We start from the raw sequence: 17881 nt of genomic DNA, 5'->3' as shown, positions 1-17881 counted from the left end.
CTTATCTACGCTTTCTAAATCCGCGGTATTCTCTTTGGTTAGCCTGAGCTTCCAATTGTTTCATCGTTTCAAGAGCAACCCCGATAACAATCAGCAAGCTCGTCCCCCCAATTTGAATTGCCTGCGGCAAGTCCATAAACTTCGTAATTAAGAGTGGTAAAATTGCAATACCTGCAAGGAACACAGAGCCTACAAATACTAGTCTGTATAAAACAGAAGTAATATAATCCTGTGTGTTTTTACCTGGGCGGATACCCGGAATATAACTGCCCTGTTTTTTCAGGTTGTCAGCCATCTTCTCAGGATTCACCTGTACAAATGAATAGAAGTAAGCAAATGCGATAATCAGGACAACATAGACAATCATTCCAATCCAGTCAGACGGGTCAGCAAAACGGGCTACCGTTTGTGCCCAGTTTGCATCCGGGAAAAATAATGTCAGTGTTTGAGGCATCATCAGAAATGCCATTGCAAAGATTACCGGGATAACCCCTGCCGGGTTAACTTTTAACGGTAAGAATGTTGATTGCGGTGCCAATTGTGACCCGGGTGTACTCTGTCCTTTTGCATATTGCACTGGAATCTTACGAATCGCCTGTAAGATAAACACTGCAAACGCAGTAAGAAGAATAAGGAATATTACAATACCAGCAATTTGCAGTACTGCCATTGTTACATCCGCCGAACCTGTGAATCTTGACTGATAAAGCTGAATTAATGCACTTGGAAGTGCACCTAAGATACCTGCAAAGATAATGATTGAAATACCATTACCGACACCATGTGTAGTGATTTGCTCACCAAGCCACATAAGGAAAGCAGTACCTGTAGTTAAAATTAAAGCGATAAGCAGATAAGATCCAACATTATTGTCATCGATCAGGTTACCGCCGAACATTTGGTTAAATGCAAATGACATACCGATAGCCTGGATAAAGGCTAAAACGATCGTGAAATACCTAGTGAATTGAGCCAGTTTCCGTCTTCCGACTTCACCTTGTCTTGCCCATTCAGCAAACTTTGGAACTACGTCCATTTGAAGCAGCTGCGTCACGATTGAAGCCGTAATGTACGGCATTATCCCCATCGCTAAGATAGAGAAGTTCATGAGCGCTCCACCGCCAAATGTATTCATTAAATCTAAAACTCCGCTCCCGGATGCGCCAGTGTCAAAAACACTTGGATCTACGCCGGGAACTGGAATGTAAGTACCGATTTTGAAAATAACTAGCATTGCCAAAGTAAACAGTATCTTATTACGTATTTCTTTAATTTTAAAGAAATTCGATATCGTCCCGACCATTAGATCACCTCATGAGTTCCGCCCTGTTGCTCAATCGCTTCTACAGCTGAACTAGAAAATTTGTGCGCTTTAATCGTCAACTTCTTCTCTAAGTTACCGTTGCCTAAAATCTTAATTCCAGATTTTTCGTTTTTAACAATTCCTGATTCGATTAAAAGTTCAGGAGTTACTTCTGTACCATTGTCAAAACGGTTTAACGCAGTAATATTTACAATTGCGTAATCTTTACGGTTGATGTTTGTGAATCCGCGTTTTGGAATACTACGGAAAAGTGGTAATTGTCCACCTTCGAAAGTAAGACCAACTTTACCGCCAGAACGAGATTTCTGCCCGTTATGACCGCGACCGGATGTTTTACCGTTACCTGATGACATACCGCGTCCAACTCTGTTACGTTTGTTACGCGCGCCTTCAACTGGTTTAAGTTCGTGTAATTTCATCTTCGCACCTCCTACTTTATTTTATCATTATTTCTCTTCTACTGTAACTAAATGACCGACTTTAGCAATCTGTCCTCTTAACTGAGGAGTATCTTCATGCTCAACAGTCTGGTGCATTTTTCTAAGTCCTAATGCTGTAACTGTTTCTCTTTGTGTCTGCGGTTTACCGATAACACTCTTAGTGAGGGTAACTTTCACTTTTGCCATTGACTATTCCCTCCTTAGTTTAGAATCTCTTCTACAGTTTTATCTCTAAGTTTTGCAACTTCTTTAACATCTTTAAGTTCAGTTAAGCCTTTAACAGTAGCGCGAACTACGTTAATTGGTGTGTTAGCACCAAGTGACTTACTTAAGATATCAGTAACACCAGCTAATTCTAATACGGCACGAACCGGTCCGCCCGCGATAACCCCTGTACCAGGAGCAGCAGGTTTCATGAGTACGTTACCTGATGAGAATCGTCCGATTACTTCATGAGGTACAGTACCATTAACGATAGGTACTTCAACTAGATTTTTCTTAGCAGCTTCGATTGCTTTTTTAATTGCTTCAGGAACTTCCTGAGCTTTACCAGTACCGAAACCTACACGTCCTTTTCTGTCCCCAACTACTACTAAAGCTGAGAAACGGAAACGACGACCACCTTTAACTACTTTAGCGATACGGTTGATCGTTACAACGCGCTCTTCAAATTCTTGTACTTCTCTTTCTCTTCTTTGAGCCATGAAATATGTCCCTCCTTTTTTTTAGAAATCCAGTCCGTTTTCACGTGCTGCATCAGCTAACGCTTTAACACGTCCATGATATAAATATCCACCACGGTCAAATACTACTTTAACGATGTCTTTGTCTTTTGCACGGTTGGCAATTAGAGCTCCGACTTCTTTAGCTGCTTCTACGTTAGATCCTGATTCGCCTTTGAATTCAGTGTCTTTAGTAGACGCGCTTGCAAGTGTAATTTGCGCAGTGTCATCAATTAATTGAGCATAGATATGCTTGTTTGAACGGTAAACATTTAAACGTGGTCTTTCAGACGTACCTGAAAGTAAGTTACGCACGCGACCATGTCTTTTTTGACGTACTTTGTTCTTGTCAATTTTCGCGATCATTGATGTTCACTCCTCACTTATTATTATTACCAGTTTTACCTTTCTTTACGGCGAACGTTTTCACCTTTATAGCGAATACCTTTACCTTTGTATGGTTCTGGTGGGCGTACTTTACGGATGTTAGATGCAAGAGCACCAACAGCCTCTTTATTAATACCTTCAATTTTAATGTTAGTATTGCCGTCAACTGTAATCGCAAGATCATCAGTTGCTTCGAATTCTACCGGGTGTGATAAACCAACGCTTAGCGCTAATTTTTTACCTTGCATTTGAGCACGGTAACCAACTCCGATAAGTTCAAGTTCTTTAACAAAACCTTTTGATACACCTTCAACCATGTTGTTGATAAGTGCACGAGTTGTTCCGTGAACTGTACGGTGTTCTTTAGATTCACTTGGGCGAACTACTTCTAGAGTAGTATCTTCAAGATTGTATGTCATTGCTTCATTAAATGAGTTAACTAATTCACCTTTAGGACCTTTTACTGTAATAGTATTGTCCTTAATGTCAATTGTTACGTCACTTGGAATGTCAATAAGACGTTTACCTACACGACTCATTACTTTGCACCTCCTGTTTTATTAAATTACCAAACGTATGCGAGAACTTCCCCGCCAAGATTTCTTTTACGAGCTTCTTTATCTGTAAGCACGCCTTCTGATGTTGAAATAAGAGCAATTCCAAGACCGTTAAGTACTCTTGGTAATTCTTCTCTTTTAGCATAAACACGTAGTCCAGGTTTAGAAATACGTTTCAAACCAGTAATAACGCGTTCGTTTTCGTTGCTGTATTTCATGAATACACGAATCATACCTTGTTTATCGTCCTCGATGTATTCTACATTTTTAACAAAACCTTCTGTTTTCAAAATAGCAGCGATTTCCTTTTTCATGTTTGAACCAGGAATCTCTAAAGTTTCATGTCTAACAGTTCGCATTTCTAATGCGTGTTAGCATATCTGCAATTGGATCTGACACTGTCATTTAAGTTGCCTCCTTTCGAATAATGAATCTTACCAGCTTGCTTTTCTTACACCAGGAATTTGCCCTTTGTAAGCAAGTTCACGGAAACAGATACGGCAAAGCTTGAATTTACGTAGTACTGAATGTGGTCTACCACATCTTTCGCAGCGTGTATATTCTCTAACTTTGAATTTTTGTTCTTTTTGCTGTTTAGCAATCATTGATTTTTTAGCCACTATATTGCCTCCTTATTACTTACTTTTGGAACGGCATACCGAATTGTGTAAGCAATTCACGAGCTTCTTCGTCCGTGTTTGCTGTTGTAACAATAACGATATCCATACCGCGAACTTTTGATACTTTATCGTAATCAATTTCCGGGAAGATTAATTGTTCTTTAACACCTAATGTGTAGTTACCGCGTCCATCGAATGCTTTCTTAGAAATACCTCTGAAGTCTCTTACACGTGGTAATGACACTGAGATAAGTTTGTCTAGGAATTCATACATTCTTTCTCCACGAAGTGTAACTTTAGCACCAATTGGCATACCTTCACGTAAACGGAATGTAGCGATTGATTTCTTAGCTTTAGTGATAACTGGTTTTTGACCTGTAATTGCACTTAATTCCTCAACTGCCGTGTCGAGTACTTTTGCGTTTTGTACAGCGTCACCAATACCCATGTTTACTACGATTTTATCAATCTGTGGTGCCTGCATTACTGAAGAGTAGTTAAATTTGTTTACTAGTTCTTGTTTGATTGTTTCATTGTATTTTTCTTTTAAGCGAGCCATTAATGGGACCTCCTTCCGTTTGAATCTTATTTGATCTCTTTACCTGATTTAACAGCGATTTTCACTTTTTTACCATCTTTAATTTCATGACGGATACGAGTGCGTTCACCTGATTCAGGGTCTACATGCATGACGTTGGAAACATGAATCGGAGCTTCTACCTCTAGAATCCCGCCTTCTGGGTTCATTTGAGATGGCTTCTGATGTTTCTTGATTACGTTGACATTTTCAATAACGACACGGTTGTCTGCAGGAATTGCTTTTAGTACAGTTCCTTTTTTACCTTTGTCCTTACCGCTGATTACAACGACCTGGTCACCTGTTTTTGTGCATAGTTGTCGCACCTCCTTCGGATTTGGATTATAGTACTTCTGGTGCTAATGAGATAATCTTCATGAAGTTGCCTTCGCGAAGTTCACGAGCAACTGGTCCGAAAATACGAGTACCTCTTGGACCTTTATCATCACGGATGATTACGCATGCGTTCTCATCGAATTTAATATATGAACCATCTTCACGACGGACACCTGTTTTTGTTCTAACGATGACGGCTCTAACAACCTCACCTTTTTGACAACCCCACCGGGTGTTGCATTCTTAACACTTGCAACGATTACATCTCCGATATTTGCAGTTTTACGGCCTGTTCCGCCCAAAACTTTAATAGTTAGCACTTCACGTGCTCCTGAGTTGTCAGCTACCTTCAAGCGGCTCTCTGACTGAATCATGCGCGATTCCCTCCTTCTGTTTCAAATATTTTTATACTATTACAGATTCTTTAACGATTTCAACTAGACGGAATCGTTTAGTCGCAGATAATGGACGTGTTTCTTGGATTCTAACGATATCGCCCATTTTCGCAGTATTGTTTTCATCATGTGCTTTATATTTTTTAGAATATTTAACACGTTTTCCGATGATCGGGTGCTTTGTGTAAGTTTCAACAAGTACCGTTACAGTCTTATCCATCTTGTCGGATACGACGCGGCCCTGGTAAACTTTGCGTTCGTTTTTTCTTTCCACGATTTGAACCTCCTCTAATTATTGATTCGCTTGTGCTTCTTCAATCTCTCTTTGGCGAACCGTCGTTTTCATTCTAGCGATAGTCTTTCTAACTTCTTTGATACGAGCAGTGTTTTCTAGCTGACCTGTAGCTAGCTGAAAGCGCAGATTGAAAAGTTCTTCTTTCAATTCTTTAACATTAGATTCAATTTCGGAATTCGTTAAATCACGGATTTCTTTAGCTTTCATTCGTATCACCACCTAATTCTTCACGTTTTACTATTTTCGTTTTTAATGGAAGTTTATGACTTGCAAGACGAAGTGCCTCTTTAGCTTCCTCTTCTACACCCGCAACTTCAAACATAACGCGGCCTGGTTTAACTACTGCAATCCAACCTTCAATTGCACCTTTACCAGAACCCATACGTACTTCTAATGGTTTCTTTGTATATGGCGTGTGCGGGAAGATGTTGATCCATACTTTACCGCCACGTTTCATATAACGTGTCATTGCAATACGCGCTGCTTCGATTTGTCTTGCAGTAATCCAAGATGTTGTCATAGCTTGTAGCCCGTATTCACCAAAGCTTACTTGATTTCCGCCTTTAGAACGTCCTTTTGTATTCGGACGGTGCTGACGACGGTATTTTACTCTTTTTGGTAATAACATTCCAAATTTCCTCCTTACTTATTTATTATTCTTTGTAGGAAGAACTTCTCCACGGTAGATCCATACCTTGACACCTAACTTACCGTAAGTTGTGTCTGCTTCTTCATGAGCATAATCGATGTCTGCACGAAGTGTATGAAGTGGAACTGTTCCTTCACTGTAACCTTCAGCACGAGCGATGTCGGCGCCGCCTAAACGTCCTGAAACTTGTGTTTTAATACCTTTAGCGCCTGATTTAATAGCTCTTTGAAGCGCTTGTTTTTGTGCTCTACGGAAAGATACACGGTTTTCTAATTGACGCGCAATATTTTCTGCTACAAGTTTAGCATCCATATCTACTTTCTTAATTTCAATAACGTTGATATGAACCTTCTTGCCAGTTAAGTTAGTCAGTGCAGTACGTAGTTTGTTAATTTCACTACCGCCTTTACCGATTACCATACCTGGTTTACCTGTGTGCAAAGCAATATTCACTCGGTTTGCTGCACGTTCGATTTCCACTTTGGAAATTGATGCATCTTTAAGATTAGTCTCGATATATTTACGAACTTTTAAGTCTTCGTGTAACAGGCTTGCAAAGTTTTTGTCTGCATACCATTTTGCTTCCCAGTCACGAATGACACCTACACGAAACCCAATTGGATTTATCTTTTGGCCCAAGTTAATTCCCTCCTTATATAATTAAGCGTTTTCTGTCTCTTTATTTTCTTCAGTTTCAACTTCTGCTTCGTTTGCGTACTCTTTAACAACTACTGTGATATGGCTAGTACGTTTGTTGATTTTCGTAGCACGGCCTTGAGCACGTGGACGGAATCTTTTCATCGTAGGACCTTCATCTGCAAATATTTCAGAAATATACAGGTTATCGATATCCATATCGTAGTTGTGTTCTGCGTTAGCAACTGCAGATTTAACTAGTTTCTCCACTACTGGTGAAGATCTCTTGTTTGTAAGTTTTAGAATTGATATCGCTTCTCCAACTTCTTTACCTCTCACAAGGTCAAGAATAAGGCGTACTTTACGCGGAGCGATTCTCACAGTTTTAGCAATAGCTTTCGATTGCATGAGTTTTTCCTCCTTTATCGCATATGGTTAGTTATTTATCTTTTTGTTTTTTGATCGTTTCCGTGACCTTTGAAAGTTCTTGTAGGTGCAAATTCACCTAATTTGTGTCCAACCATATCTTCTGTGATGTACACAGGTACATGTTTACGTCCGTCGTATACAGCGATTGTATGTCCGATGAAATTCGGGAAAACCGTTGAACGGCGTGACCATGTTTTAATTACACTTTTTTTACTACCTTCGTTCTGAGCCTCTACTTTTTTCATGAGGTGATCGTCGACGAAAGGTCCTTTTTTAAGACTGCGTGCCATGTAGGCGCCTCCTTCCAATAATGCGTGCGGATTTTATCCGCACACTCACATTACTTATTTCTTACGTCCTCTTACTATGAACTTAGTTGAACGGTTTTTACCTCTACGAGTTTTCTTACCAAGAGTTGGTTTACCCCAAGGAGAAACTGGTGATGGACGTCCGATAGGAGCTTTACCTTCACCACCACCGTGCGGGTGGTCGTTAGGGTTCATTACTGAACCACGTACTGTAGGGCGTTTACCTTTCCATCTAGAACGTCCGGCTTTACCAATGTTGATAAGTTCGTGCTGTTCGTTACCAACTTGTCCGATTGTCGCTCTACATGTAAGAAGTACCATACGTACTTCACCGGAAGCTAATCTTACCAGTGCGTATTTACCTTCTTTACCTAACAGCTGTGCGCTTGTACCTGCTGAACGTGACATCTGTCCGCCGGCACCTGGTTTTAATTCGATGTTGTGGATTGTAGTACCAACCGGGATGTCTGCTAATGTTAATGCGTTACCTGGTTTGATATCTGCTTCAGGTCCACTCATGATTACTGTTCCAACTGTCATGCCTTTAGGTGCTAAGATATATTTCTTTTCACCATCTGCATATGATACTAACGCGATGTTAGCTGAACGGTTTGGATCGTACTCAATAGTTTTAACAGTTGCAGGAATTCCATCTTTATTACGTTTGAAGTCAATAATTCTATATTGACGTTTATGTCCACCTGCTTGGTGACGTACAGTAATTTTACCTTGGTTATTACGTCCCGCTTTTTTCGGCAGCGGCGCTAGTAATGAACGTTCCGGAGTTGTTGAAGTGATTTCAGCAAAATCCGAACCAGTCATATTACGACGACCATTCGTGGTAGGCTTATATTTCTTAATTGCCATCCTCGTTATACCTCCTTATTGGTATCTTTATATAATTTAGAAGATTTCGATTGAACCTTCTTTAAGTTTTACAATCGCTTTTCTTCTTCTGTTTGTATAGCCTTCGTAACGACCCATGCGTTTTTTCTTAGGCTTAACATTCATAATGTTTACTTTTTCAACTTTAACGTCGAAGATTTCTTCAACTGCGTGTTTGACTTGTGTTTTGTTCGCTCTTACATCTACATCAAATGTGTATTTGTCTTCTGACATTAAGTCAGCAGAACGCTCAGTAACTACTGGGCGCTTGATAATGTCGCGTGCATCCATTATACAAGTACCTCCTCTGCTATTTTGATTGCTCCCTCAGTGAAGATCACATGGTTAGCAGAAAGGATATCTAGTACGTTAAGACCAGCTGGAGTTAACACTGTAACACCTGGGATGTTACGTGCTGATTTCTCAACAACTTCGTCTTTATTTTCAAGTACGAGAAGTACTTTCTTAGCTGCACCAAGATTTTCAAGTACTGTTAAGAACTCTTTAGTTTTTGGCGCTTCCATTTCAAGGTGGTCAATCACTTGTAATACTTCTTCATTTACTTTCGCTGAAAGTGCTGAACGAAGTGCAAGCTTTCTCATTTTCTTCGGCATGCTGTAGCTGTATGATCTTTGAGTCGGTCCGAATACGACGCCGCCTCCACGGAATTGCGGTGCACGGATTGTACCTTGACGTGCGTTACCTGTTCCTTTTTGTTTAAACGGCTTTCTTCCGCCGCCGCGTACAGCTGAGCGGTTTTTCACTGCGTGTGTCCCTTGTCTAAGAGATGCACGTTGTAAGTGAACTGCTTCAAATAGTACGTGCTGGTTCGGTTCGATTCCGAATACAGCCTGGTTTAATTCGATAGAACTTACTTTAGTTCCTTCTTTTGATAAAACATCGATTGCCATGTGTTTATCCTCCCTTCCTTATTACTTGTTACCTTTTTTAATTGATGATGAAATTTTTACAAAACCTTTTCTAGGTCCTGGCACGTTGCCTTTAATAAGAACAACATTTTTCTCTGCATCTACACGTACGATTTCTAAGTTTTGCATAGTAATCGTTTTACCACCCATTTGTCCAGGTAATTTTTTACCTTTAAAAACTTTTGACGGGCTGGCAGCCATAGCCATGGCACCTGATCCTCTGTGGTAACGTGAACCGTGACTCATTGGTCCGCGGCTGAAATTGTGACGTTTGATAGAACCCTGGAAACCTTTACCTTTTGAAGTTCCTGTTACGTCTACAAAATCACCTGCAGCAAATGTATCTACAGGGACTTCTTGACCTACGTCAAATTCCTCTGCGTTCAAGTTCTTGAATTCGCGTATGAAGCGCTTAGGAGCAGTGCCAGATGCTTTAGCATGGCCTGCCTCTGCTTTGTTGGCATATTTGTTGCTTCTGCCTTTTGCGTTATAATCGCGTTTGTCATCAAATCCGATTTGAATCGCGTTATATCCGTCTGTTTCGTCAGTTTTCTTTTGAACTACTACGTTTCCTGCAGCTTCAACTACTGTTACAGGGATTAATTCTCCGTTTTCACCGAAAACTTGAGTCATCCCAATTTTTCTACCTAAGATTCCTTTGGTCATCGAAAGTCGCACCTCCTATAATTTATAACTTGATTTCGATGTCTACGCCTGATGGTAAGTTTAAGCCCATTAGAGCGTCAACTGTTTTAGGTGTAGGGTTTAAAATGTCGATAAGACGTTTGTGTGTACGCTGTTCAAACTGTTCACGTGAATCTTTGTATTTGTGCACCGCACGAATAACTGTGTAAATAGTTTTCTCAGTCGGTAACGGAATCGGTCCTGATACATCTGCACCTGAACGTTTTGCCGTCTCAACGATTTTTTCTGCTGATTGATCCAGCACTCTGTGGTCGTACGCTTTTAAACGAATACGAATTTTTTGCTTTGCCATTATTTATACCTCCTTATGGTCGTCATCCTATTAATGGTAGACTATCTCAGCGAAAATTTTCTTGTCACATCTGCCATGGCAATGCGGCCGGGTGTGTCAGTAACCTCTCGCTTCATCGATGTGTGATGTGCATAGGAACAGCACTTCACATATTCAGGACACAACTGTGTCCGCTTAAGTCCAACGTTAGATATGATACAGTAAAAGAGTGAGGAAATCAATAGGTATCTAGAGATTTCTTCACTCTTTTTTTATTTTTCTTCGGGTTTTTTTTATATACATCACTTTGAATATTAATTAATGAATACGAAGTATAAAATGAACACTACGAATAGTCCTACATTATTGGATTAATTTCTTTTCTCTTGCCTGCCATGATCATTGTAATTGGATAGAAGATAAATCCAATAGCAATACCGGTCGCGATACTGTACGTGAGCGGCATCATAAATACTGTCAGGAATGCAGGTACTGCAACTTCAAATCTGCCCCAGCTTATCTTCGATAAATTAGATGCCATTAAAATCCCCACTATAATAAGTGCAGGTGCTGTGACTTCCGATGTAAATGTCACAATCAGCGGCGAGAAGAATATCGCAGCTAAGAAAACACCGGTAACAACTGAAGCAATCCGCTCCGTGCCCCAGCTGCGACACCGGCTGTAGATTCTACATATGGTTGTTGTAGATGTTCCGAAGATTGCGCCTGTAATCGTCGCAAATGCATCTGCAAGGAGCGCCTTGCTTGCACGCGGGAGCTTGTTATCTTTAATAAGGTTAGCTTGTGACGCTACGCCTACGAGTGTACCTGCAGTATCAAAAAAGTCTACGAACAGGAAAGTCAGCACAACAATCAAGAACTGCACGTTAAAAATTGTATCAAAGTCCATCAGCCCTTCAAATGCTGCGCCGAATGTCGGTGCAACGCTCGGCACTGAGCCGACGATTGCCGACGGCATCGGAACGATTCCAGTGACTATACCCAGTAGTGCAGTAATAATCATTCCGAAAAATATTGCTGCCGGAACTTTTTTAGTCATTAATATAACGGTAATCACAAGTCCTGCAAAAGTCAGCAGCACGCCGCCGCTGTGTACGTCGCCGAGACTGATTAATGTCGCGTCATCCCCGGCGATAATTCCCGAAGACTGAAGTCCTACGAAAGTGATGAAGAATCCGATACCGGCGCTGACCGCCATTTTCATCTCCATCGGTATGGCATTAATTATGTATTCACGTAAACCTGTTAATGTAAGGATTACAAAAATCACACCGGAACAGTACGCCTGTTAGTGCAGTCTGCCAGGGAATTCCCATCGTCAGAACTACTGTAAAAGCGAAAAACGCGTTCAGTCCCATACCGGGCGCGAGTGCGATTGGATATTTCGCAATAATTCCCATAAACAGACAGCCGACAAATGCCGCTAAACACGTTGCAACGAAGACAGCGTTAATATCCATCTTTTTCATCCGGAACACCCTCTATTCCCTGCAGTGATAAAATCGAAGGGTTAACGCGAGAATAAAGCCATCGACAGGAATGTTGTCAGACCCCCTACTTTCTTTTCTAAAATTGTATCAAGTTCCTCAAAACCAAAAAACTTTTTTGTAAAACTCCAATCATTATATGATTATTTAAATTGTATAATCCTCGGGTCATCGTATCCTATAAAGCGAATCAGCAGCTCTCTCGGTATAAGGAAAGAACATTTCTATTATCTTGCCGTAAAACAGAACAATTAATATCGTCCCGATAAATACCGGTCCCCCGAGTATAATTCCAAACACTGTAACAATTAGTTCCATTAAAAACCGAGCTCTCGCCATTCTTAAATTGAACTTCATTACCAATACCATCATTAAAGAGTCTCTCGGTCCAGCGCCAAGGTTCGGTGTCATATAAAATGCAGAACCGAATGCTGCGATAAACACACCCGCTGTAAAGTAGACCGCTTGTGCAGGCCAGCTCTCCACATCCGGCAGCACCCAGACAAAGAAGTCGATAAATGCGCCGATCGTTAACAAGTTGACGTACACTCCGCCTTTAGGCAGAGCTTTTAAGATGAGCGAGGTTGCTATTACAATACCGATGCCGATAATGACTGCCCAGCTTCCGAATGTCAGTCCGACAGACTGCCACAGGCCGAAATGCAGTACATCCCAAGGTGACAGACCCATAACAAAGCCTTTAACCTGCATCGCAACGCCGATTGATAATATTAAACCTACAAAGTAAAACAGGCAGCGTTTAACAAAGCTACTAGGCACCCTATCACTCCTATATAATATGTATAAAGCTTTACCAGTTGGTTTTAATCTCAAATACAAGTATATTATACACCTAATTCGACATAAATACATGCTAAATCCGTACATTTTTCTTTTTTTAACGTAAATGTTTGTCTAAAAATTGCTTTCTCTTCACATTTAAAATTGCTCATTTATGATATGATATTAGTTAAGTTTAGGTGGTGGTTAAAATGGATTTGGAAAGCCAATTACAGGAATTAAAATACGAATATGTGCACCTTCAAGGTGATTTGGAAAAAATCGAGTCCACTGGTCATCCGACATCAAAATGACGGATCGTCTTCACGACTTGAAACTCAGATTAAAGAAGTACGCCAGGCACTAAAAAATAAATAATTTCAGGACGTGGATATAATGAAACGAATGATTACCCTGATTATGATCATTCAATTTTTAATATATTTCGGGTTCAGTATGATTATTCCAGTCATTCCCGAACTCATTAATCAGCTCGGTGTCAATACGATACATATGGGCTTACTGCTCGCGGTCTATTCACTCGCGAGCTTTCTTTCCGCTCCGTTCTTCGGACGGTTATCCGACAAAATCGGCAGACGTCCGCTTCTTCTCGGCGGGTTAGCAGCATTTGCATTCAGTTTTTTAATATTTGGTCTGTTCATAACCTGACTATACTTTATCTAAGCAGAGTTATCGGGGGGGCCGCTTCAGGCGCTCTTTACACTGCAACGACGAGTATGGTTGCAGATATTACAACGCGGGAAGAACGTACGAAATACATGGGTCTTGTCGGCATGTGTGTCGGTCTCGGTTTTATTTTTGGACCGGGTGTCGGCGGTATATTGGCAGGCATCTCATTGAGCTTCGCCTACTATATGACGACAATCGTTATTACCGGTGCATTGATCTTCAGCTTCTTGAAAGTTCCGGAAACGTACAGTCAAAAAACACAGCAGACACCAAAGAAAATTACACTGGCTGTCGATTACTTTACTCAGCCCGTCGGTATTCTGATGGTCGGTACATTTTTTGTAATGTTTTTCATGAGCGGAATGGAAAGTACTTTCCAGCTGCTCGGTCAGGACCGTATTAATATTACCCCGACTGAAATGGGAGTATTGTTTTTCATCGGAGGAATATTTACGCACTGACTCAAGGTGTATATATAAGGAAGCTGAAAGACGGTCAGGAGAAAAAAGCAATGGTCATTGGTCAGATTATGGCCGTGATTGCATTTATTATGCTGCCGTTCATGACAGGTCTCGTTTATGCCGGAATCTGTATTGTTCTCCTGATGACGGGGAATGCTCTGGCAAAAACTTTAATGACATCACAAATTACGAAAGAAGCATCCGCTCAAGATATGGGACGTGTTACTGCAACGACATATTCACTCGACAGTCTCGGAAGAATATGCGGACCGCTCATATTTAACGCACTGTTCCTGATCTCTGCGGGACTGCCGTTTTATTTTGGCGCACTGATGACTATCTTATCGACACATTTTATTTTCCAATACTATAGAAAACGAGGGAGAGTCGCATGACATTATTAACACTCCTCATGCTTTTAATTTATATCGTCATTAGTGCCGCTACCATTTTGAATTTCAGGTCGCGCGCTTTTGACATCGCACGCTACATTTCCGGCGCTGCATTTTTACTGATGATGATTACCTTCAGTCTGTCGCTCGACGGTACGGATATTTTTATCGTGCTGCTGCTTTCACTGTGCATTGTTATGTCAGTTGAAATTACATCATTTAAAGAATACAAAGGCGACCGTGCAAACTTATTTTTAGTGCACGCGTTTACGCTGACGATGGCACTTGTACTTATTATAATTCTGATCACTCTGTAAGGAGATGTGTATATGAGACGTGTCATTTTAATACTGCTGATGTTAATTCAAATACTGTTCTTTATAAATTACTCGATTAACGACGGCATTATTTTTTATAACATCTATATATGGTTCACTCTCGCAGCGCTCGCTATTATTACCGGCATCCGGGCATTCCGCTCCGAGCCGCATTTAAATGAGAGCCGTCATATGCATTCTTATTTTTCACTTGCACTGATTATCGTCTCTTGTTCATCTGTGCTGTTTATATTATATATCGCAATTATGCAGCCGTATTATTTATAAAACATATAAAACCATACGTCAAATTCCTTGTGAAATGACGTATGGTTTTTTTATGGTGAGTTTTGGCGTTCGGGTTCCGGATTCATGTCTATGAAAAGTAGACTGCGTGATCATGAGGGTTGATTACAGTACTCTCATCAGGTCGAAAAACGATATTCAATCGCATGTAATCATCGCACTGGGCGTGAACCCTCCCCCCAAAAAAACAGCAAAAACCCGCCAATGATTCGGCAGGTTTTCTCAGTTATCTTCTTTTAATTATTTTATTCAGCTTCATTTTACTCTTCTGAAACAGCGGGAACATTACTTCCGCCGCCATATAAAGCGGGCGATTCGTTACATAATCGAATTCTCCGATTTTATCCGATACCTCTGTACCCCACACTTTTTTAAACTGCCATAGCCCGAAGTGTTCGTCATCCCTATCAGGTTCTACTGATACACCACCGAAGTCATATGTCTTTGCACCGTGTTCACGTGCATACTGCATCATATGCCACTGCATGTGATGATTCGGGAGGAATTCTCTAAAGTCGTTTGAAGATGCGCCGTACAGGTAATAGGACTTATGTCCTGACTGCGCGTACAGTGCGCCTGACAAGAGTACTCCTTGTGGTTGTTTCCGTTTAAGTTCATTCATGTCGTCTAGCTGCGACTGAACTTTCGTCATACGATTATTTAAATTCTTCAGCTGATTTTGTTTTTTCAGCTCATCTTTAATTTTCTCTGCTTTACGGATATCTTTCGTTACTTTTCGATATCGTTCTGAAGCGACTGCACAGCGCTATCCGGTAATAGTTTAACCATAAACAGGTCCATATGCCCTTCGGGATTCAAGTTATCGTACAGCGACTCAAAATATGTAATGTCTCTCGTTAAGAAGCCGTCGCGCTCGCCTGTTTCTTTCATCAATTTAACGAAGTCCGAAAGTTCTTCCCTGTCTGCTTTATAAACCGTTGTACCGGCACGCAGTGAATTTCTTACTTTTGTTCGGTTGTTCCGTTCAAAGCTCTGCAGCAGCGCTTTGTCGTCAACGCTAATATTTGTCACCATCGTTGTACGCGGCTGAATAACATCTTTACTCATGCCGTCCGTCAGACCGTGATGCTTAAAACCGAGCTGTTTTAAATATTCGATTGTATCTTCGTTACCTGAAGCCGGAATGTCCGGGTCTATTTTAATCGTATAAGATTTTTCATCTGCTGCGATTTTCTTCGCTGCTCCGAGCAGTGTGTTCACGACTTCCCTGTCTTCGTAGTTACAGACAAAACCGCGTGACGCATAACACATCGTAAAGAATGTTTTCGGCACTTTTTTAAACAGTAACAATGCGACGCCTTCTACTTCACCATTACGTCCAACAGCAATGCGTCTCGAGTACCATCCCGTCAGTTCTTTTGAGCCGGCCCATGATGTCAGCTGAAGCAGATCACCTGCAGGATGTGACTTAACAAATTCATCGTGCATTTCATCTGTAATATTTAATAGTTCAACCATAATTTCTCACCAATCATTTCTCTATTATTTCTGATATAATATACCCCCAAAGGGAGCGTGCAAAAATGAAACAGATTATTTTAATTTTATTAGCCGCATTTAACATTTACAGCTTTATTAATATTTCAATATCATACCAGCATGACGAGCTTATTGCTCTGCTCAGTACGAGAATTATTCTCATGGCAATTTCCATAATACTGTCGGTCTTGTTCTTAATCGCCGGTGCGTCTAAAAGCATTAAAATCTTAACTGCGGTAACAATTCTGACAGGATTGCTGCATTTCATTTCTATCCTGTTAACTTACATTTAATTTCTTCAATATTGTAGCACATTTTAATATACAGTTCTTTTGAAATCATTTGTCTTAGGAGTAGATAAACATGAGAGATCTCGGAATTTATTTTGGTACTTTCGCCCCGTGTCACGTTGGCCATTTTGAACAAATCGTCAGGGCCAAAAGAGAGAACAGGCATGCTGTGGTTATTATTAGCGGATACACAGGCGACCGGGGAGACAATATCGGCATGAATCTTGAACACCGCGCCCGGGCGATGCGTCAGCTTTTAAAGAACGACAGCAACGTTTCCATTCTGCAGCTCGATGAATCAGAAATCCCACGCTATCCTGCAGGCTGGGAGCCGTGGCTCGAGATGCTTGAGAGTTTAATCCGCCAGAGCAAAGATGCCCTGGATTTCGATGTACAGAGTGCAACGTTTTATATGGGCGAAAGCGACTATAAAGAACCACTTGAAAGTTATTTCTAAAAAGTGGCAGCACATTGATATTCATATGACTATGGTGGACAGAAAGATTCTCGGTATCAGCGGAACTGAGATCAGGGAGACACCCATTTTAAACTGGGATTACGTCACACGCCCGTTTCGACGCTTCTTTGTTCAGAACGTTTTAGTCACCGGTGCACCAAACAGCGGGAAATCGATGATTATTGAAGATCTGGCACGAAGATATTCGACGAGCTATTCCATTGAATACGCAGCAAGTTATTTCGACGAGCATCAGCTGAAATCGCCTGATCTTGATGCAAAAGATTTTCATGCAATCGGCATCGGCCAGTTTGAACTGAACAGGCGTCATATTCATTCCAATGCAACACGTAAAATCTTTTTCGCAGACACAGATGTACTGTACTCAAAAGTGCATAATATGCTCGCTGATCACGATCAGCAGGAATACGTAAATCAAATTTTCGACCATTATATTAAGCTTCAGACATGGAGTCTGATTTTAATCATGCCTCCGGCGGAAGATTCTTCTGATTACGACCAAAAATTTTATACACTGCTTTTAGAACAGCTGGACCATTATAATTTAATGAATAATACAGTTATTTTAGATGATACATATCTGAATAATTATCTGCGCGCCCATGCTTTAATCGATAAAATACTGGAAGAACGGAAAAATAACTGAATTTAATGATATTTCTGTTATAATGAAATTTACAATTTATTTATACAG

29 protein-coding genes and 5 pseudogenes are annotated in these 17881 nt (G+C 40.8%); 8 read left to right on the top strand and 26 right to left on the bottom strand.

The window, feature by feature from the left end; genetic code table 11:
• Position 1: 1 nt before the first annotated feature.
• The 25 genes and pseudogenes from secY to G4D76_RS09560 form a co-directional block, all read right to left on the bottom strand.
• A complete protein-coding gene (secY, locus tag G4D76_RS09675) occupies positions 2-1303 on the bottom strand; it encodes a preprotein translocase subunit SecY (protein ID WP_213809760.1) in 1302 nt (433 codons plus the stop codon).
• Positions 1303-1743 carry a 50S ribosomal protein L15 gene (rplO, locus tag G4D76_RS09670; RefSeq protein WP_026859090.1) on the bottom strand — a complete coding sequence of 147 codons (441 nt, stop codon included), beginning with the start codon at positions 1741-1743 and terminating at the stop codon, positions 1303-1305. The genes secY and rplO overlap by 1 nt, the downstream gene beginning before the upstream one ends.
• 27 nt (positions 1744-1770) lie before the next feature.
• Entirely contained in the window at positions 1771-1950 is a 180-nt protein-coding gene (gene rpmD, locus G4D76_RS09665) for a 50S ribosomal protein L30 (RefSeq protein ID WP_026859091.1), read from the bottom strand.
• A gap of 14 nt (positions 1951-1964) precedes the next feature.
• Positions 1965-2468 (bottom strand): 30S ribosomal protein S5, encoded by a 504-nt coding sequence (gene rpsE, locus G4D76_RS09660; RefSeq protein ID WP_026859092.1) that lies wholly within the window; start codon positions 2466-2468, stop codon positions 1965-1967.
• Positions 2469-2489: 21 nt separating this feature from the next.
• Positions 2490-2852, bottom strand: coding sequence for a 50S ribosomal protein L18 (gene rplR / locus G4D76_RS09655; protein ID WP_026859093.1), 363 nt, complete (start codon positions 2850-2852; stop codon positions 2490-2492).
• A 13-nt stretch (positions 2853-2865) separates the two neighbouring features.
• Positions 2866-3412: pseudogene (rplF, locus tag G4D76_RS09650) on the bottom strand (50S ribosomal protein L6).
• 26 nt (positions 3413-3438) lie between these two features.
• A pseudogene (gene rpsH / locus G4D76_RS09645) lies at positions 3439-3835 on the bottom strand (30S ribosomal protein S8).
• Positions 3836-3864: 29 nt separating this feature from the next.
• Positions 3865-4050, bottom strand: coding sequence for a type Z 30S ribosomal protein S14 (locus G4D76_RS09640; protein ID WP_026859096.1), 186 nt, complete (start codon positions 4048-4050; stop codon positions 3865-3867).
• 19 nt (positions 4051-4069) lie between these two features.
• Positions 4070-4609, bottom strand: a complete 540-nt coding sequence (rplE, locus tag G4D76_RS09635; protein WP_026859097.1) for a 50S ribosomal protein L5 — start codon at positions 4607-4609, stop codon at positions 4070-4072.
• A 26-nt stretch (positions 4610-4635) separates the two neighbouring features.
• Positions 4636-4953, bottom strand: coding sequence for a 50S ribosomal protein L24 (gene rplX, locus G4D76_RS09630; RefSeq protein ID WP_213809759.1), 318 nt, complete (start codon positions 4951-4953; stop codon positions 4636-4638).
• Between the two features lie 16 nt (positions 4954-4969).
• Positions 4970-5337, bottom strand: a pseudogene (rplN, locus tag G4D76_RS09625) (50S ribosomal protein L14).
• 31 nt (positions 5338-5368) lie between these two features.
• Complete coding sequence (gene rpsQ, locus G4D76_RS09620; protein ID WP_156897190.1) at positions 5369-5632, bottom strand: 30S ribosomal protein S17; 264 nt, start codon at positions 5630-5632, stop codon at positions 5369-5371.
• A gap of 18 nt (positions 5633-5650) precedes the next feature.
• Entirely contained in the window at positions 5651-5860 is a 210-nt protein-coding gene (gene rpmC / locus G4D76_RS09615) for a 50S ribosomal protein L29 (RefSeq protein WP_026859101.1), read from the bottom strand.
• Entirely contained in the window at positions 5850-6281 is a 432-nt protein-coding gene (rplP, locus tag G4D76_RS09610; RefSeq protein WP_213809758.1) for a 50S ribosomal protein L16, read from the bottom strand. The genes rpmC and rplP overlap by 11 nt, the downstream gene beginning before the upstream one ends.
• Before the next feature lie 18 nt (positions 6282-6299).
• Entirely contained in the window at positions 6300-6941 is a 642-nt protein-coding gene (rpsC, locus tag G4D76_RS09605) for a 30S ribosomal protein S3 (protein WP_026859103.1), read from the bottom strand.
• 21 nt (positions 6942-6962) lie between these two features.
• Positions 6963-7346 (bottom strand): 50S ribosomal protein L22, encoded by a 384-nt coding sequence (gene rplV / locus G4D76_RS09600; protein ID WP_026859104.1) that lies wholly within the window; start codon positions 7344-7346, stop codon positions 6963-6965.
• Positions 7347-7381: 35 nt separating this feature from the next.
• Positions 7382-7657, bottom strand: coding sequence for a 30S ribosomal protein S19 (rpsS, locus tag G4D76_RS09595; protein WP_026859105.1), 276 nt, complete (start codon positions 7655-7657; stop codon positions 7382-7384).
• 54 nt (positions 7658-7711) lie between these two features.
• Positions 7712-8542, bottom strand: a complete 831-nt coding sequence (gene rplB / locus G4D76_RS09590; protein WP_026859106.1) for a 50S ribosomal protein L2 — start codon at positions 8540-8542, stop codon at positions 7712-7714.
• A 36-nt stretch (positions 8543-8578) separates the two neighbouring features.
• Positions 8579-8851 (bottom strand): 50S ribosomal protein L23, encoded by a 273-nt coding sequence (gene rplW / locus G4D76_RS09585; protein ID WP_026859107.1) that lies wholly within the window; start codon positions 8849-8851, stop codon positions 8579-8581.
• Positions 8851-9471 (bottom strand): 50S ribosomal protein L4, encoded by a 621-nt coding sequence (gene rplD, locus G4D76_RS09580; RefSeq protein ID WP_026859108.1) that lies wholly within the window; start codon positions 9469-9471, stop codon positions 8851-8853. The genes rplW and rplD overlap by 1 nt, the downstream gene beginning before the upstream one ends.
• Before the next feature lie 21 nt (positions 9472-9492).
• Entirely contained in the window at positions 9493-10155 is a 663-nt protein-coding gene (rplC, locus tag G4D76_RS09575; protein WP_026859109.1) for a 50S ribosomal protein L3, read from the bottom strand.
• A gap of 22 nt (positions 10156-10177) precedes the next feature.
• Positions 10178-10486, bottom strand: coding sequence for a 30S ribosomal protein S10 (gene rpsJ, locus G4D76_RS09570; protein ID WP_026859110.1), 309 nt, complete (start codon positions 10484-10486; stop codon positions 10178-10180).
• 337 nt (positions 10487-10823) lie between these two features.
• Positions 10824-11756, bottom strand: a complete 933-nt coding sequence (locus tag G4D76_RS09565) for an NCS2 family permease (protein ID WP_256440458.1) — start codon at positions 11754-11756, stop codon at positions 10824-10826.
• Positions 11719-11955 carry a solute carrier family 23 protein gene (locus G4D76_RS16045; protein WP_256440457.1) on the bottom strand — a complete coding sequence of 79 codons (237 nt, stop codon included), beginning with the start codon at positions 11953-11955 and terminating at the stop codon, positions 11719-11721. Before G4D76_RS16045 ends, G4D76_RS09565 begins: the two co-directional genes overlap by 38 nt.
• Positions 11956-12141: 186 nt before the next feature.
• On the bottom strand, positions 12142-12753 hold the full coding sequence (locus G4D76_RS09560; protein WP_250129905.1) for a YczE/YyaS/YitT family protein: 612 nt from the start codon (positions 12751-12753) through the stop codon (positions 12142-12144).
• A 212-nt stretch (positions 12754-12965) separates the two neighbouring features.
• Here G4D76_RS09560 and G4D76_RS16950 point away from each other — a divergent pair, with 212 nt between their 5' ends.
• The 5 genes and pseudogenes from G4D76_RS16950 (at position 12966) to G4D76_RS09545 (ending at position 14901) form a co-directional block, all read left to right on the top strand.
• Entirely contained in the window at positions 12966-13067 is a 102-nt protein-coding gene (locus G4D76_RS16950; RefSeq protein ID WP_371814467.1) for an SE1832 family protein, read from the top strand.
• A gap of 82 nt (positions 13068-13149) precedes the next feature.
• Positions 13150-13904 (top strand): annotated as a pseudogene (locus G4D76_RS16945) (MFS transporter).
• Positions 13905-13954: 50 nt separating this feature from the next.
• Positions 13955-14299, top strand: coding sequence for an MFS transporter (locus G4D76_RS15155; RefSeq protein WP_250129903.1), 345 nt, complete (start codon positions 13955-13957; stop codon positions 14297-14299).
• Entirely contained in the window at positions 14296-14613 is a 318-nt protein-coding gene (locus G4D76_RS09550; RefSeq protein ID WP_213809757.1) for a hypothetical protein, read from the top strand. Before G4D76_RS15155 ends, G4D76_RS09550 begins: the two co-directional genes overlap by 4 nt.
• 12 nt (positions 14614-14625) lie before the next feature.
• Positions 14626-14901, top strand: coding sequence for a hypothetical protein (locus G4D76_RS09545; protein WP_026859115.1), 276 nt, complete (start codon positions 14626-14628; stop codon positions 14899-14901).
• A 244-nt stretch (positions 14902-15145) separates the two neighbouring features.
• Here the strand turns inward: G4D76_RS09545 and G4D76_RS09540 are convergent.
• Positions 15146-16398 (bottom strand): annotated as a pseudogene (locus G4D76_RS09540) (lipid II:glycine glycyltransferase FemX).
• Between the two features lie 65 nt (positions 16399-16463).
• Between G4D76_RS09540 and G4D76_RS09535 the strand changes: the two are divergent.
• From G4D76_RS09535 to G4D76_RS09530, 3 genes are all read left to right on the top strand, one after another.
• A complete protein-coding gene (locus tag G4D76_RS09535) occupies positions 16464-16712 on the top strand; it encodes a hypothetical protein (RefSeq protein WP_026859117.1) in 249 nt (82 codons plus the stop codon).
• 70 nt (positions 16713-16782) lie between these two features.
• Positions 16783-17166 carry an adenylyltransferase/cytidyltransferase family protein gene (locus tag G4D76_RS15150; protein ID WP_250129902.1) on the top strand — a complete coding sequence of 128 codons (384 nt, stop codon included), beginning with the start codon at positions 16783-16785 and terminating at the stop codon, positions 17164-17166.
• On the top strand, positions 17099-17833 hold the full coding sequence (locus G4D76_RS09530; protein ID WP_250129901.1) for an AAA family ATPase: 735 nt from the start codon (positions 17099-17101) through the stop codon (positions 17831-17833). Before G4D76_RS15150 ends, G4D76_RS09530 begins: the two co-directional genes overlap by 68 nt.
• Positions 17834-17881: the final 48 nt, after the last annotated feature.

The sequence above is a fragment of the Jeotgalicoccus sp. WY2 genome, from assembly GCF_018437745.1.
In the GTDB taxonomy this organism is placed as follows: Bacteria; Bacillota; Bacilli; order Staphylococcales; family Salinicoccaceae; genus Jeotgalicoccus; species Jeotgalicoccus psychrophilus.
This window is presented reverse-complemented; position numbering and strand designations above follow the sequence as displayed.

Coding starts and splice junctions, on each gene's coding strand:
- rpsS (WP_026859105.1), bottom strand. CDS start 7,657: ATGGCACGCAGTCTTAAAAAAGGACCTTTCGTCGACGATCACCTCATG.
- rplB (WP_026859106.1), bottom strand. CDS start 8,542: ATGGCAATTAAGAAATATAAGCCTACCACGAATGGTCGTCGTAATATG.
- G4D76_RS15150 (WP_250129902.1), top strand. CDS start 16,783: ATGAGAGATCTCGGAATTTATTTTGGTACTTTCGCCCCGTGTCACGTT.
- G4D76_RS15155 (WP_250129903.1), top strand. CDS start 13,955: ATGGTCATTGGTCAGATTATGGCCGTGATTGCATTTATTATGCTGCCG.
- rplW (WP_026859107.1), bottom strand. CDS start 8,851: ATGGATGCACGCGACATTATCAAGCGCCCAGTAGTTACTGAGCGTTCT.
- G4D76_RS09545 (WP_026859115.1), top strand. CDS start 14,626: ATGAGACGTGTCATTTTAATACTGCTGATGTTAATTCAAATACTGTTC.
- rplP (WP_213809758.1), bottom strand. CDS start 6,281: ATGTTATTACCAAAAAGAGTAAAATACCGTCGTCAGCACCGTCCGAAT.
- rplD (WP_026859108.1), bottom strand. CDS start 9,471: ATGGCAATCGATGTTTTATCAAAAGAAGGAACTAAAGTAAGTTCTATC.
- rplR (WP_026859093.1), bottom strand. CDS start 2,852: ATGATCGCGAAAATTGACAAGAACAAAGTACGTCAAAAAAGACATGGT.
- G4D76_RS09535 (WP_026859117.1), top strand. CDS start 16,464: ATGAAACAGATTATTTTAATTTTATTAGCCGCATTTAACATTTACAGC.
- rplE (WP_026859097.1), bottom strand. CDS start 4,609: ATGGCTCGCTTAAAAGAAAAATACAATGAAACAATCAAACAAGAACTA.
- rpsE (WP_026859092.1), bottom strand. CDS start 2,468: ATGGCTCAAAGAAGAGAAAGAGAAGTACAAGAATTTGAAGAGCGCGTT.
- rpmD (WP_026859091.1), bottom strand. CDS start 1,950: ATGGCAAAAGTGAAAGTTACCCTCACTAAGAGTGTTATCGGTAAACCG.
- rplC (WP_026859109.1), bottom strand. CDS start 10,155: ATGACCAAAGGAATCTTAGGTAGAAAAATTGGGATGACTCAAGTTTTC.
- G4D76_RS16950 (WP_371814467.1), top strand. CDS start 12,966: ATGGATTTGGAAAGCCAATTACAGGAATTAAAATACGAATATGTGCAC.
- rpsJ (WP_026859110.1), bottom strand. CDS start 10,486: ATGGCAAAGCAAAAAATTCGTATTCGTTTAAAAGCGTACGACCACAGA.
- secY (WP_213809760.1), bottom strand. CDS start 1,303: ATGGTCGGGACGATATCGAATTTCTTTAAAATTAAAGAAATACGTAAT.
- rplV (WP_026859104.1), bottom strand. CDS start 7,346: ATGCAATCGAAAGCTATTGCTAAAACTGTGAGAATCGCTCCGCGTAAA.
- G4D76_RS09530 (WP_250129901.1), top strand. CDS start 17,099: ATGTACAGAGTGCAACGTTTTATATGGGCGAAAGCGACTATAAAGAAC.
- rplO (WP_026859090.1), bottom strand. CDS start 1,743: ATGAAATTACACGAACTTAAACCAGTTGAAGGCGCGCGTAACAAACGT.
- G4D76_RS09550 (WP_213809757.1), top strand. CDS start 14,296: ATGACATTATTAACACTCCTCATGCTTTTAATTTATATCGTCATTAGT.
- G4D76_RS16045 (WP_256440457.1), bottom strand. CDS start 11,955: ATGAAAAAGATGGATATTAACGCTGTCTTCGTTGCAACGTGTTTAGCG.
- rpmC (WP_026859101.1), bottom strand. CDS start 5,860: ATGAAAGCTAAAGAAATCCGTGATTTAACGAATTCCGAAATTGAATCT.